The sequence below is a fragment of the Kitasatospora sp. NPDC047058 genome (genome assembly GCF_040643935.1).
Taxonomy (GTDB): Bacteria; Actinomycetota; Actinomycetes; order Streptomycetales; family Streptomycetaceae; genus Kitasatospora.
In genome coordinates this window covers 1-15,783 of sequence record NZ_JBEYVJ010000001.1, presented here as the reverse complement: position 1 = coordinate 15,783, position 15,783 = coordinate 1, and the positions used below count along the sequence as shown (strand labels likewise).

Annotated in this window: 1 protein-coding gene; it reads right to left on the bottom strand. The window is 75.9% G+C overall.

Annotated elements, in window-relative coordinates:
- Window positions 1–12: 12 nt before the first annotated feature.
- Window positions 13–15,639 (bottom strand): amino acid adenylation domain-containing protein, encoded by a 15,627-nt coding sequence (locus ABZ885_RS00005; RefSeq protein WP_360181088.1) that lies wholly within the window; start codon window positions 15,637–15,639, stop codon window positions 13–15.
- Between the last annotated feature and the right edge of the window lie 144 nt (window positions 15,640–15,783).

Sequence of the window (15,783 nt, the reverse complement as noted above, 5' to 3'; positions counted from 1 at the left end):
CTCTCTCTCCACTCAGAATTCGAAGTCTTCTTCGAACGCGTCGATCTCGTCCTGGTCGAGGTCCAGCAGCGGTGCGGGCTCCGTGGTCGCGGGCCGCGGCGGCACCGGCCGGACCGGGGCGGCCGACGGGTGCGCGGCGTGGGCGACCAGCCCGCGCAGGGCGGTGAACCAGGCCTCGGCGAGACCGCGGACCTCGTCGTCGGTGAACAGGCCGTCCGGCCAGCTCCAGGACGCCACCAGGTGCGGGCCGTCGGGGCGGTCCTGGGCCAGCGAGTTGAGCTCCAGGGCGTGTCCGGCGGGCATCGCGGCGTCGCTGCCGCCCAGACCGCCGTCGCCGTCGTCCTCGCCGTCCCCGGCGCCGAACCGGCCCAGGTAGTTGAAGCCGATCTGGGGGACGGGCAGCGCGGCGAGCACGTCGGCCGTCTCCGGGTTGAGGTGGCGCAGCAGCCCGTAGCCGGCGCCGTTGTCGGGCAGCGCGGCGAGCTGCCCGGCCACGTTGGCCAGCGCGGTGCCGACGGCGGGGCCACCGGCCCGGACCTCCGGCCAGTCGGCGGCCGCCACCCCGGGGTCGAGCCGGAGCGGGAACATGCTGGTGAACCAGCCGACGGTGCGCGAGACGTCGGCGTCCGGCAGGACGCCGGCGAGCAGTTCCTCGCGGCCGTGGCCCTCCAGGTCGAGCAGGACGCCGGCCGGGCGCTGCCGCCCGCGGCCGTGGTCCCACGCGGTGACGGCGAGCGCGAACGCGGTGAGCAGCACCTCGTTGACGCCGGTGCCGAGCACGGTGGGCACGGTGGTCAGCAGCGGCCCGGTGACCTCGGCCGGCAGCGTCAGGCCGAGCTGCCGGGCGGTGGCGGCCACGTCCACGGCCGGGTCCAGCGCCCGGGTGCCCAGCGGGGGTTCCTGGTAGCCGGCCAGCATGCCCGTCCACACCGGGAGTTCGGCGGCGCGTCCGGGGGCGAGGGCGGCGCGGGCCAGCCCGCGGGCCCAGGCACGGAAGGACGTCCAGACCGGTTCCAGGACGGGCTCGCGGCCGGCGGCCACCGCCTCGTACGCCTGCATCAGGTCGGGCATCAGGATCCGCCACGACACGCCGTCCACCACCAGGTGGTGCAGGACCAGCAGCAGGCGGCCGGGAGCCTCCGGTCCGGCGTCGAACCAGACCGCCTGGACCATCAGCCCGTCGTCCGGGTCGAGCCGGTCCTGTGCGGCACGGCCCTCGGCGTCCACCAGGGCGGCGGTCCCGGCCTCGGTCAGGCCCGCGACGTCGATCCGGTGGACGACCGCCGCGGCCGGCAGCGCGCCCTTCGGCGGGACCTCCAGGGTCCAGGCGGTGGACGTGCGGACGAGGCGCGCCCGGAGGGCGTCGTGGTGGTCCAGGACGGCCTGGAGCACCGCGCGGAGCGCCTCCCCGGTGAGGCCGCCGGGGACCGGGGCCAGCACCGACTGGTTGAACCCGTCTATCCTGCCGCCGAGTTCGCGCAGCCACCGGATGATCGGGGTGGCCGGCAGGGCGCCGACGGCCGGGTCCGCGCCCTCCGGGTCCGGCGCGAGCGCCGGATCGGCCGGGGACTCGGGCAGGGCGGCGGCCAGTGCCGCCACCGTCTTGTGCCGGAACACCTCGCGCGGGGTCAGCACCAGGCCGGCCAGCCGGGCGCGGCCCACCAGCTGGACGGAGGTGATGCTGTCGCCGCCGAGGGTGAAGAAGCTGTCGTCGGCGCCGACCTCGGGGAGTCCGAGGACTTCGGCGAAGAGGGCGGCGAGGAGCTTCTCCCGCTCGGTGGCGGCGGCGCGGCCGGCCGGGCGGTCGGTGAAGTCGGGGGCGGGGAGCTGCTTGCGGTCGAGCTTGCCGTTGGTGTTCAGGGGGAGGGCGTCGAGGACGACGACGGTGGCGGGGACCATGTAGTCGGGGAGTCCGGCGGCGGCGTGGGCGCGGAGCCCGGCCGGGTCGGGTGTCCGGCCGTCGGCCGGGACGACGTAGCCGACGAGGAGCCTGACGCCGGGGCGGTCCTCGCGGACGACGACGGCGGCCCGCGCGACGTCCTCGTGGCCGGTCAGCACCGCCTCGATCTCGCCCAGCTCGATCCGGAAGCCGCGGACCTTGACCTGGAAGTCGGTGCGGCCGAGGTAGTCGATCGTGCCGTCCGGGGCCCAGCGGGCGAGGTCGCCGGTGCGGTACATCCGGCTGCCGGCCGCGCCGTACGGGTCGGCGGTGAACCGCTCGGCGGTCAGGCCGGGGCGGCCCAGGTAGCCGCGGGCGAGGCCGGCACCGGCGAGGTAGAGCTCGCCGGGCACGCCGGCGTCGACCGGGCGCAGGGCGGAGTCGAGGATATAGGCGTGGGTGTTGAGCATCGGGCGGCCGATGGACGGGCTGGTCGCGGTGCCGTCGAGGACGGCGGTGGTGGACCAGATCGTGGTCTCCGTCGGTCCGTAGACGTTGAGGACGGAGCGTCCGGTCTTCGCCATGGCCTCGGCGAGTGCGCCGGGGACGGCTTCGCCGCCGACCAGCATCCGCAGGCCGTGGAGCGCCTGCGGTGCCTGGGCGGTGAGGCCCTGCCAGAGCGAGGGGGTGGCCTGGAGGACGGTGCCGTCGTGCCGGGCGATCAGGGCGGCGAGGGCCTCGGGGTCGAGGACCTCGTCCTTGCCCGCGATGACGACGGTGGCCCCGGCGAGCAGGGGGAGGTAGAGCTCCAGGGCGGCGATGTCGAAGGAGACGGTGGTGACGGCGATGAGCCGGTCGGTGCCGTCCATCGGGACGCGCGCGGTCATGTCGGTGAGGAAGTTGTCGAGTGCCGCGCGGGGGACGACGACGCCCTTGGGGCGGCCGGTGGAGCCGGAGGTGTAGATCGCGTAGGCGGGGGAGCGCCCGTCGCCGGTGAGCGGGAGCGGCCCGGACGGCTGGGTGCCGAGGGCGGGGTCGTCGACGAACACGGCCGGGGTGCCGGGCAGGTCCGCAGCCGTCACCCCGGTGGTGAGCAGCAGGGACGGGCGAGCGTCGTCGAGGACGTAGCGCAGGCGCTCGGCCGGGTGCTCGGGGTCCAGCGGGACGTAGCCGGCACCGGACTTGAGGACGGCGAGAAGGGCGACGAGGAGGTCCACCGAGCGCGGCAGCGCGACCGCGACGTAGCCCTCGGGGCCGGCGCCGCGCGCCACCAGCAGCCGGGCCAGCCGGTTGGAGCGGGCGTCGAGCTCGGCGTAGCTGAGCCGCTCGTCGCCGCCGGCCACGGCGGTGGCGTCCGGGGTGGCGGCCGCCTGGCGGGTGAACCGGTCGATCAGCGGGTCGTGCCCCGGCTCGGCGACGGCCTGGCCGGCCCACGCGCCGAGGATGCGCTCCTCGGCGCCGTCGTCGGCCGGCCGCAGCCGCCCGACCGGCAGGTCGGCCTGCGCGGCGGCCTCGCCGAGCAGCCGGACGAAGGCGGCGGTCAGCGCGTCCACCCGGTCCTGGTCGAGCACGTCCGGACGGTGGGCGAGGTCCAGGCCGAGGGCCCGGCCCAGGCTGACGGTCAGGCTGAGCGGGTAGTGGGTGGACTCGTGGTTGTCGCCGCCCACGATGCCCAGCCCGCCGGCCGCGGTGCGCAGCCCGTCGGCGTCCAGCGGGTAGTTCTCGAACACGACGAGCGTGTCGAAGAGTTCGCCGAGCCCGGCGATCCGCTGGAGGTCGGCGAGCGGAAGGTACTGGTGGTCCATCACACCGGCCTGCTGGTCCTGGAGCCGCTCCAGCAGGGCACCGAAGGTCTCCGCCGGGTCGAGGGTGACCCGCACCGGCAGGGTGTTGATGAAGAGGCCGACCATCGACTCGACGCCCGGCACCTGCGGCGGGCGACCGGAGACGGTGCCGCCGAAGACCACGTCGTCCCGGCCGGTGAGCCGGCCGACCACGATGGCCCAGGCGGCCTGCACGACGGTGTTGACGGTGACCCCGCGCTCGCGAGCCCAGCGCGCCAGCGCCGCGGTCTCCGCCTCCGGCAGCTCCAGGCGGGTGCGGACCGGCAGCACCGGTGCCCGGGAGGCGTCGGGGGCGGCGAGCAGGGTCGGCTCCTCCAGCCCGTCGAGCACCTGCCGCCAGGCGGCCTCGCCGGCCGCGCGGTCCTGGCCGGCGACCCAGCCCAGGTAGTCGCGGTACGGGGTGACCCGGGGCAGCGTGGCGCTGTCGCCGGCGGCGCCGTACAGGGTGAACAGCTCGCCGAGGAGGACCGGCATGGACCAGCCGTCCAGCAGCAGGTGGTGGTGGCTGACGAGCAGCCGGTGCCGGTCGGCGGCGGTGCTGACCAGGGTGAACCGCATCAGCGGCGGCCGGTCGAGGTCGAAGCGCCGGGTGCGGTCCTCGGCGGTCAGCCGGTCGGCCGCCGCTGCGCGGTCCGCCGCGGGCAGGTGGCCTAGGTCGACCTCGTGCCAGGGAAGTTCGACCCGGGCCGGGATCACCTGGAGCGGGGTGTCCAGGCCGTCGTGACGGAACGCGGCGCGCAGGTTGGCGTGCCGGGTGAGCAGGGTGTGCAGCGCGGCCCGAAGGGCCGACCGGTCCACCGGGCCCTCGATGTCGAGGGCGAGCTGGACGGTGTAGACGTCGTGGGCGTCGGTGTCGTAGGTGGCGTGGAAGTACAGGCCCTGCTGGAGCGGGGAGAGCGGGAGCAGGTCGGCGAGGCGGCCGTGCTCGGCCTCCAGCCGGTCGATCTGCTCCTGGGTGACGGAGGCGACCAGCGGACGGACGTCCGAGGGGGTGAGACCGCCGTCGGTGGTCGCCGCGAGGGCGCGCAGGCTCGCGAACCAGGCCTCGGCCAGGGCGCGGACCTCGTCCTCGGTGAAGAGGGCGGCGGGCCAGGACCAGTCGGCGGTCAGCTGCGGGCCGTCGGGGTGGTCGAGAGTGACGGCGTTCAGCTCGATCGCGTGGGCCAGCGGCATCGCCGGGTCGCGGCCGTCGCCGAGGTCGGCGTCGGTGCACAGGGCCCAGTCGGTGGCGTCTCCGGTGGTGGCGTTGAAGCGGCCGAGGTAGTTGAAGCCGATCTGGGGGGTGGGGAGGTGGGTGAGGGTGGTGCCGGTGTCGGAGTGGCGGAGGAGGCCGTAGCCGATGCCGTTGTCGGGGAGGGCGTGGAGTTGTTCCTTGACGGCCTTGAGTGCGCTGCCGAGACCGGTGCCGGGGTGCGTGGTGCCGGGGTCGAGGCGGACGGGGAAGAGGCTGGTGAACCAGCCGGTGGTGCGGGAGGTGTCGGCGCCGGGGATGACGGGTTCGCGGCCGTGGCCTTCGAGGTCCACGAGGACCTGGGTGGTGGCGGTGGCGCGCCAGGTGTTGACGGCGAGGGCGAAGCCGGTGAGGAGGACGTCGTTGACGGTGGCGCGGTAGCGGGCGGCGGTGTCGGTGAGCAGGGGGGCCGTGACCTCGGTGGGGAGGGTGAGTGAGAGGTGTCGGACGGTGGCGGCGGTGTCGGTCTGCGGGTCGAGGGGGCGGGTGCCGATGAGTGGGTCGGGGCCGGTCAGCTGGGCTTGCCAGAGCGGGAGTTCGTTGCTGCGGTCGAGGGTGGTGAGCTGCTGGGCCCAGCGGCGGAAGGAGGTGGGGACGGGTTCCAGGGGAACGCGGTTGTAGGCGTGGGCGAGGTCGGGGAGCAGGATCCGCCAGGAGACGCCGTCGACGACGAGGTGGTGGGCGGTGAGCAGCAGGCGGTTCTCGGTCTGGAACCAGACGGCCTGGAGCATGACGCCGGCGTCGGGGTCGAGCCGCAGCTGGGCGGCGCGGGCTTCGGTGGTGAGGTCGGCGGTGGCGTGGTGGAGCAGGTCGCCGGCGCGGAGGGTGCCGGGGGCGGGGATGTCGAGGTTCCAGGCTTCGGTGCTGCGGATCAGGCGGGCGCGGAGTGCGTCGTGGTGGTCGAGCAGCGTCTGCAGGGCGTCGGTGAGCTGCTCGTGGGTGGCGTCGGCGGGCGTCTGCACCAGCATGGACTGGTTGAACCCGTCGACGGGTCCGCCGAGTTGGCGCAGCCAGGCGGTGATCGGGGTTTCGGGGACGAGGCCCAGCCCGGCTGCCCTTTCCTCGGTGGGCAGGGTGTCGGTGGTGGTGGCGACGGCGGCGAGGGCTTCGGGGGTGCGGTGTTGGAAGACCTCGCGGGCGGTGAGGACCAGGCCGGCCTTGCGGGCGCGGCTGACCAGCTGGATGGAGACGATGCTGTCGCCGCCGAGTTCGAAGAAGCTGTCCTCGACGGACACCGTGTCCACGCCGAGCAGTTCGCGGTAGATCCCGCAGAGGATCTCCTCGGCCGCCGTTCCGGGCTGCCGCCCCTGGCCGGTGCCGGTGTACTCGGGGGCGGGCAAGGCCCGGCGGTCGAGCTTGCCGTTGGCGGTCAGCGGCAGCTCGTCGAGCGCGACGAAAGCCGACGGGACCATGTACCCGGGCAGTGCCGCCGCGAGGTGGGCGCGCAGCACGGCCTCGTCCAGGTCCCCGCCGCGCGGGACGACGTAGGCGACCAGGCGCTTGATACCCGGCTGGTCCTCGCGGACGACCACGGCCGACCGCTCGGCGCCCTCGTACCGGGCCAGGACGGTCTCGATCTCGCCCAGCTCGATCCGGAAGCCGCGGATCTTGACCTGGTCGTCGGAGCGGCCGAGGTACTCGATCTGCCCGTCCCGGGTCCACCGGACCACGTCGCCGGTGCGGTACATGCGGGTGCCGGCGGGGCCGTACGGGTCGGCGGTGAAGCGTTCGGCGGTGAGGTCGGGGCGGCCGAGGTAGCCGCGGGCCAGACCGGCGCCGGCGAGGTAGAGCTCTCCCGCGACACCCGCCGGGACCGGCCGCAGCGCGGCGTCCAGCACGTAGGCGCGGGCGTTGCCGACCGGCCGGCCGACCAGCGGGCGGTCGGTGTCGGTGGTGCGGGTGGTGAGGCTGTCGATGGTGGCCTCGGTGGGACCGTACAGGTTGTAGCCGGTGACGCCCGGGGTGCGGGCGAGCTCCTGCCACAGCGCCTCGCCGACCGCCTCGCCGCCGAGGGCGAGGATCCGCGGCCGGGCCGTCTCGTCCCGGACCAGGCCGTGCTCGACGAGCTGCTCGGCGTAGGACGGGGTGAGCTCCAGGAAGTCGATGCCGTGCTCCCGGACGTACCCGATCAGGGCCGCCGGCTCGCGGCGGGTGTCGTCGTCCACGACGTGCAGTTCGTGCCCGGCGACCAGCCACAGCAGCGGGTCGAGCGAGGCGTCGAAGGAGACGGCGGCGGTGAGCGCCGCCCGCAGCGGCCGGCCGGCCGCTGCGGTCTCGGCCGCGTACAGCTCGCCGAAGTGGTGGTGGAATAGGTTGCCGAGCCCCGCGTGCGGGACGACGACGCCCTTCGGCTTCCCGGTCGAGCCGGAGGTGTGGATGACGTACGCCGGGTGCGCGGGCGCCAGGGCGGCCGTGCGGTCGGCGTCGGTGGGCGCGGTGGCGGGCAGCTCGCGCAGCCGGTGGACGACCGCCGGGGACTCCAGGTCGATGCGCAGGCCGCCGCGGTCGGCGGGCAGCGCGTCGCGGGCGCCAGCTCCGGTGATGACGGCGGCGGTGCCGGCGTCGTCGAGCAGCTGGGCGATCCGCCCGGCCGGGAGGGCCGGGTCGACCGGGACGTAGGCGGCGCCGGCCTTCATCACCGCGAGCAGCGCGACGATGAGGTCCGCGGTGCGGGGCAGGGCGACGGCGACGAACCGCTCCGGGCCGACGCCCCGGCCGGCCAGCAGCCGGGCCAGCCGGTTGGCGCGGGCGTCCAGCGCGGCGAAGCTCAGCCGCTCCTCGCCGGCCACCAGGGCGGTGGCGTCGGGGGTGCGGGCGGCCTGGGCCTCGAACAGCGCGGGCAGGGTGGTGGCGGGCACCGGGTGGGCGGTGTCGTTCCAGGTCACGAGCAGCTGCCCGCGCTCCTCGGCGGTCAGCACGTCGAGCTCGGACAGGGCCCGGTCCGGCGCGGTGACCAGGGCGGTCACGACGCGGGTGAACCGGTCCGCGAGCCCGGCCACGGTCTCCCGGTCGAACAGGTCGGTCGCGTACTCGATCCGGCCGGCCACGCCGGCGGGGCCGCCGTCGGCGGCGTACTCCTCGGCGAGCTGGAAGGAGAGGTCGAACTTGGCGCCGTCCACCACGGCCTCGTGCGGCTCGACGGTGAGGCCCGGCAGCTCCAGGGCGGCGGCCGCGTTGTTCTGGAACGACAGCATCACCTGGAACAGCGGGTGCCGGGCCAGCGAGCGCTCGGGGTTGAGCAGTTCGACCAGCCGCTCGAAGGGCACGTCCTGGTGGGCGTACGCGGCGAGGTCGGTCTCCCGGACGCGCTCGACCAGCTCCCGGAAGGTCGGGTCGCCGGACAGGTCGGTGCGCAGCACCAGGGTGTTGACGAAGCAGCCCACCAGGCGGTCGAGCGCCTCGTCGGTGCGGCCGGCGATCGGCGAGCCGATCGGGACGTCCTCACCGGCGCCGAGCCGGCCGAGCAGGGCGGCCAGGGCGGCCTGGACGACCATGAAGACGCTGGCGTTGGCCTCCCGGGCCAGTGCTGCCAGCGGGGCGTGCGCCTCGGCGGGCAGCCGCAGCGGCACGGTGTTCCCGCGGAAGCTGAGCTCGGCGGGGCGCGGCCGGTCGGTGGGCAGGGCCAGTTCCTCGGGGAGGCGGGCCAGGGTCTGCTGCCAGTAGCCGGTCTGCCGGGCGAGTTCGCTCGCCGGGTCGTGCTCCTCGCCGAGGACCTCGGCCTGCCAGAGCGTGTAGTCGGCGTACTGGACCGGCAGCGGGGTGAACTCCGGTGCGCGGCCGTCCAGTCGGGCCGCGTAGGCGGTGGCGAGGTCGCTGGCCAGCGGGGCCATCGACCAGCCGTCGCCGGCGATGTGGTGCAGCACGAGGAGCAGCACGTGGGTCCGCTCGTCCGCGGTGAACAGCCGTGCGCGCAGCGGGATTTCGCTCGCGAGGTCGAAGTCGTGCGCGGCGGCCGCGGCGAGCGCCTCCGCGCTGTACGGGGCGGTGGTCAGCTCCGGCCGGGCGGCACCGGCGGCGAGGACCTGCTGCCGCGGGTGGCCGTCGGTGTCGGGGAAGACGGTGCGCAGGCTCTCGTGCCGGTCGGTCAGGTCGCCGAGCGCGGCCCGCAGCGCCGCTTCGTCCAGCGTGCCGGTGAGACGGACGGCGAGCGGCAGGTTGTAGGTGCCGGTGCGCTGCTCGAAGCGGTTGAGGAACCAGAGCCGGCGCTGGGCCGCGGAGAGCGGGACGGACTCCGGGCGGACCCGGGCGGCCAGCGGCCGGCGGGCCCGGGCCGCGGCGCCGATCCGCTCGGCGAGCGCGGCCACGGTCGGGGTCTCGAACAGGGCGCGGACGGGGAGTTCGGCGCCGAACAGGGTGCGGATCCGGCTGACCACCCGGGTGGCGAGCAGCGAGTGGCCGCCGAGGTCGAAGAAGCCGTCGTCGACGGAGACCCCGGCGACGCCGAGCACCTCCTCGAAAAGCGCGGTGAGCTGCTCCTCCTGCGGGGTGCGCGGTGCCCGCCCGGCGCCGGCCGCGGCCCCGAAGTCGGGGGCGGGCAGGGCGCGCCGGTCCAGCTTGCCGTTCGGGTTGAGCGGCAGCGCGGCCAGGGTGACGAACGCGGCCGGGACCATGTACTCGGGCAGCGCGGCGGCCACGTGGGCGCGCAGGGCGGCCGGGTCGGCGGGCTCGCCGGCCGGGACGGTATAGGCGACGATCCGCTGGTCACCGGGGGTGTCCTCGCGGACCAGCACGGCCACCCGGGCCACCGACGGGTGCTTCGCGAGCGCGGCCTCGATCTCGCCGAGCTCGATCCGGAAGCCGCGGACCTTGACCTGGAAGTCGGTCCGGCCGAGGTACTCCAGCTCGCCGTCGGCGGTCCAGCGGACCAGGTCGCCGGTGCGGTACATCCGGCTGCCGGCGGGGCCGTACGGGTCGGCGGTGAAGCGTTCGGCGGTCAGGCCGGGGCGGCCGAGGTAGCCGCGGGCCAGGCCCTCGCCGGCCAGGTACAGCTCGCCGGGCACGCCCGGCGGGACGGGGCGCAGGCCCGCGTCCAGGACCAGGGCCCGGGTGTTCTGCCGGGGCCGGCCGATCGGCGGGGTCCGTCCGGCGGATCCGGCGCCGCCGTACCAGGCGGTGGCGTAGACGGTGGCCTCGGTCGGGCCGTAGATGTTGGCGATCCCGGCGCCGGGCACGGCGGCCCGGATGGCGTCGGCGGTGTGGGCCGGGAGGCCCTCGCCGGCCAGCACGACGAGGTCGGCGCCGAAGCGCGGGGCGCCGGCCTGGCCGAGGGTGTGCGCGAGGGCCGAGGGCACCGCGCTGATCAGGCTGTAGTGCCGGCCCTCGGGCACGTCGAGCAGGGCCAGCACGTCGCGGACGAGTTCGATCCGGCCGCCGGAGAGCAGCGGGCCGAGGATTTCGAAGACCGAGACGTCGAAGTTGAGCGAGGTCGCGGCGAGCACGTCGGAGAGCCGGTCGGGGCCGAGGTCGGCGGCCGCCCAGGCGGCGAAGTCGGCGACGTTGCGGTGGGGGACCACCACGCCCTTGGGGCGGCCGGTGGAGCCGGAGGTGTAGATCACGTACGCGGGGTGGCGCACGTCCAGCGGCCGGTTGCGCTCGGCGTCGGTGAGGTCGGTGCCGGCCAGGCCGGCGAGCCGCTGCCGGACGGCGGGGTCGTCCAGCAGCAGGGTGCGGGCGCCCTCGGGCAGCACGCCGGCGGCCTCGCCGGTGCTGAGGACCAGCGCGGGCCGGGCGTCGGCCAGCATGTAGCCGATCCGGTCGGCCGGGTAGCCGGGGTCGACCGGAAGGTAGGCGGCGCCGGACTTGAGGACGGCGAGCAGCGCCACGATCAGGTCGGCGGTGCGCGGCAGCGTCAGGGCGACGAACCGCTCGGGGCCGGCGCCCTCGGCGACCAGCAGCCGGGCCAGCCGGTTGGCGCGCGCGTTCAGCTCGCCGTAGGCCAGTTCGGTGCCGGCGTGCAGGACGGCCGGGGCGTCCGGGGTGCGGGCGGCCCGGGCCTCGAACAGTGCGGGCACGGTGGCCTCGGCGACCTCGCGGCGGGTGTCGTTCCAGTTGCCCAGGACGCGGTCGCGCTCGGCCGCGGTGAGCACGTCGACGGCGGTGACCGGGCGGTCGGGGTCCGCGGTGACGGCGGCGAGCAGCAGTTCCAGCCGCTCGCCGACGGTCTCGGCGCTGCCGCGGTCGAACAGGTCGGCGGAGTACTCCAGCACCCCGGTCAGACCGGCCGGGGCGCCGTCCGCGGTGAAGGTCTCCTCCAGCGAGAACAGCAGGTCGAACTTGGCGGCGGACAGGCGCACCGGCAGCGCGGTGGCGCGCAGCCCGTCCAGGTCCAGGGTGGCCTCGGCGTTGTTCTGGAAGGCGAGCATGACCTGGAACAGCGGGTGCCGGGCCAGCGAGCGGACCGGGTTGAGCACCTCGACCAGACGCTCGAACGGCACGTCCTGGTGGGCGTACGCGGCGAGGTCGGCCTCCCGGACGCGGGCCAGGAGCTCGGCGAAGGTCGGGTCGCCGGAGAGGTCGGTGCGCAGCACCAGGGTGTTGACGAAGAAGCCGACCAGCTCGTCCAGGGCCTCGTCGGTGCGGCCGGCGACGACGCTGCCGAGCGGGATGTCCTCGCCCGCGCCGAGCCGGTTCAGCAGGGCGGCCACGGCGGCCTGGACGACCATGAAGACACTGGCGTCGTGGGCGCGGGCCACGGCGGCGACCCGCTCGTGCACCTCGGCGGACAGGGCCAGCGGCACGGACGCGCCGCGGTAGCTGACGTCGGCCGGGCGCGGCCGGTCGGTGGGCAGGGCCAGTTCCTCGGGCAGGCCGGCCAGCGTGCTGCCCCAGTGCTCGATCTGCCGGGCCAGCGGGCTCGCCGGGTCGCTCTCCTCGCCGAGGACCTCGGCCTGCCAGAGGGTGTAGTCGGCGTACTGGACCGGCAGCGGCTCCCAGCCGGGGGCGGTGCCGGCCCGCCGGGCGTCGTAGGCGGTGCCCAGGTCGCGGGCGAACGGGGCCAGCGACCAGCCGTCGCCGGCGATGTGGTGCAGCACCACGAGCAGCACGTGGTCGGTGGCGGAGATCCGGAACAGCCGGGCCCGCAGCGGGGGCTGGGTGGTCAGGTCGAAGCCCTCGGCCACCGCCGCGGCCAGCGCCGCGTTCAACGCGCCGTCGGCGTCGGGGAGTTCGGTGACCGGCAGGGCGGGGGCGGACACCCCGGCCGGCAGCACCCACTGGCGTGGTCGGCCGTCGAACTCGGGGAAGACGGTCCGCAGGCTCTCGTGCCGGGCGGTGACGTCGCCGAGCGCGGCGTGCAGCGCGCCCGCGTCGAGGTCGCCGTCCAGCCGCAGCGCGAGCGGCAGGTTGTAGGAGGAACCGGCGTCCTCGAAGCGGTTGAGGAACCAGAGCCGGCGCTGGGCGGGGGAGAGCGGGACCTCCTCCGGCCGCGGCCGTGCGGTGAGCGCGGCGCGGGCCTGCCCGGCGACCGAGATCCGCTCGGCGAGTTCGGCGACGGTGGGCGCCTCGAAGAGCGTGCGGACGGCCAGCTCCACGCCGAACACCGGGCGGATCCGGCTGACCAGGCGGGTGGCGAGCAGCGAGTGGCCGCCGAGGTCGAAGAAGCCGTCGTCGACGGAGACCGCGGGCAGGCCGAGGACGTCGGCGAACAGCCCGGCCAGGATCTCCTCCTGCGGGGTGCGCGGGGCCCGGCCGGCGGCCGGGGCGGCGAGCGCGGGGGCGGGCAGGGCGCGCCGGTCGACCTTGCCGTTGCCGGTCAGCGGCAGCGCGGCCAGCAGGACGTGGGCGGAGGGCACCATGAAGCCGGGCAGGCCCTCGGCGGCGTGTGCGCGCAGCTCGGCGGGGGACGGCTCGGCCCCGGGCACGGGCACGACGTAGGCGACGAGCCGCTGGTCGCCGGGGGTGTCCTCGCGGACCACCGCGGAGACCTGGGCGACCGCGGGGTGCCTGGCGAGCACGGCCTCGATCTCGCCGAGCTCGATCCGGAAGCCGCGGACCTTCACCTGGTCGTCGGTGCGGCCGAGGTAGTCGACCGTGCCGTCGGGGGCCCAGCGGGCGAGGTCGCCGGTGCGGTACATCCGGGTGCCGGCGGGGCCGTACGGGTCGGCGGTGAAGCGTTCGGCGGTCAGGCCGGGGCGGCCCAGGTAGCCGCGGGCCAGGCCGTCACCGGCGATGTACAGCTCGCCGGCCACGCCCTGCGGGACGGGCCGCAGGGCCGCGTCCAGCACGTACACCCGCATGCCGTCCAGCGGGCGGCCGATCGGCACGGACGCGGGGACCTCGGCGGTGGAGCCGATCCGGTGGGTGGTGGCGAAGGTGGTGGTCTCGGTGGGGCCGTAGCCGTCGACGACCGTCAGGCCGGGGCAGGCCTCCAGGACGCGGCGGACCGCGGCGGCCGGCACGACGTCGCCGCCGGTCCACACCTGGCTGACCCGGGCCAGGCAGCCGGGCCCGTCCTCGGCGATCAGCCGGAACAGGCCGGCCGTCAGCCACAGCGCGGTGACGCCGTGCCGGGTGACGGTCTCGCGCAGCCGGACGGCGTCGAGGTCCCCGGCGGGGGCGACCACCACCTGGCCGCCGCCGAGCAGCGGCACCCACAGCTCGTAGGTGGAGGCGTCGAAGGCGGTCGGCGAGTGCAGCAGCACCCGCTCGTGCCCGGACTCGAAGCGGCGGTCCTCGGCGAGCGCCACGATGTCGCGGTGGGTGACGCCGACGCCCTTGGGCAGGCCGGTCGAGCCGGAGGTGAACATCACGTAGGCCAGCTGGTCCGGGCGGACGGTCACGCCCGGGTCGTGGGCGGGGCCCTCGGCCAGGGCGGGGGCCGCCTCGATCACGGTCAGCCCGAGGCCGCCGTCGTCCCCGCTGCCGTCGTCGTTCCGGGTGTCGTCCCGGGTCTCGTCCCGGGTGTCGTCCCCGGCGTCGGCTCCGTCGCGGAACCGCCGGACGGCGTCGGCCGTGTCCGCGACCAGCACGGTGGCGCCGGTCTCGGCCAGGATGTGCCGCATCCGGGACGCCGGGAAGCGCGGGTCGAGCGGCACGTACGCGCCGCCGGCCTTGAGCACGCCGAGCACGGCCGCGACCAGCTCCGGCGAGCGCTCCATCAGCAGCGCGACCCGGTCCTCGGCACGCACGCCGGCCGCCAGCAGCTTGTGGGCGAGCCGGTTGGCGCGGGCGTCCAGCTCGCCGTACGAGAGGGTGCCGGTGGCCGAGGCGACCGCCTCCGCGGCCGGCGCCCAGCCGGCCAGGTCGGCGAAGAGCCGGGTGACCACCGGCTCGGCGCTCTGCTCCGGGCGCGCGGTGTCGTTGAAGTCGGCCAGCAGCCGCTCCCGCTCCTCGGCGGCGAGCAGCGGGATCCGGCCGACCGGCGCGTCCAGGAGCTCCGGGGCGCCGGTGAGGACACCGACCAGCCGGTCCACCAGGGCGCGCGCGGCGGCGGCGTCGAAGAGCTCGCCGCGGTGGTCCAGGCGCAGCTGGAGCCGCTCACCGGGGACGGCGGTGAGGATCAGCGGGTAGTGCGTCGCGTCGTGGCCCTCCAGGCCGGTGACGCGCAGCCCGCCACCGAGCGCCAGCACGTCGGCGTCCAGCGGGTAGTTCTCGAACACGACCAGCGTGTCGAAGAGTTCGCCGAGCCCGGCGGCCTGCTGGAGGTCGGTGAGACCGAGGTACTGGTGGTCCATCAGGGCGGCCTGCTGGTCCTGGAGGCGGTGCAGCAGCGCGCCGAGGGTCTCGGCCGGGTCGAGGGTGACCCGCACCGGCAGGGTGTTGATGAAGAGGCCGACCATCGACTCGATGCCGGGGACCTGCGGCGGGCGGCCGGAGACGGTGCCGCCGAAGACCACGTCGTCCCGGCCGGTGAGCTGGCCGAGGACCAGCGCCCAGGCGGCCTGCAGCAGGGTGTTGAGGGTGGTGCCGCGGGCCCGGCTCAGCTCGGTGAGCTGCGCGGTGAGCCCGGCCGGCAGGTCGACAGTGACCCGGTCGGGCGCACCCGGCCCGCCGTCGCGGCCGGCGGGGGCGACCAGGGTGGGTTCGGCCAGTCCGTCGAGCAGCTGCCGCCAGGCGTCCTCGGCGGCGGCGCGGTCCTGGCCGGCCAGCCAGCCCAGGTAGTCGCGGTGCGGGGTGACCCGGGGCAGCGCGGTGCCGTCGCCGCCGTAGAGCGTGAACAGCTCCTTCACCAGGACCGGCATGGACCAGCCGTCCAGCAGGATGTGGTGGTTGGTGACGACCAGCCGGTGCTGCTCCGCGCCGGTCCGGAGCAGGGCGAACCGCATCAGCGGGGCGCGCGCCGGGTCGAAGCGGTCGGCGCGGTCCGCGGCCGTCCAGGCGGCGACGGCCTCGGCCCGGCCGTCGGCGGGCACGTCGGTCAGGTCGACCTCGCGCCAGGGAAGTTCGACCCGGGCGGGGATCACCTGGACCGGGGAGGGCAGACCGAAGTCGTCGCGGAACGCGGCGCGCAGCGTCTCGTGCCGGGTGAGCAGGGCCTCGGCGGCGGCGCGCAGGGCGGCGGCCTCCAGCGGGCCCTCGATGTCGAGGGCGAGTTGGACGGTGTAGACGTCGTGGGCGTCGGTGTCGTAGGTGGCGTGGAAGTACAGGCCCTGCTGGAGGGGGGAGAGCGGGAGCAGGTCGGCGAGGCGGCCGTGGTCGGCCTCCAGCCGGTCGATCTGCTCCTGGGTGACCGGGACCAGCGGACGCACGTCGGACGGGGTCAGACCGCCGGCCTCGGGGGACGCGGTGTGCGCGACCAGGGCGCGCAGGCTCGCGAACCAGGCCTCGGCCAGGGCGCGGACCTCGTCCTCGGTGAAGAGGGCGGCGGGCCAGGACCAGTCGGCGGTCAGCTG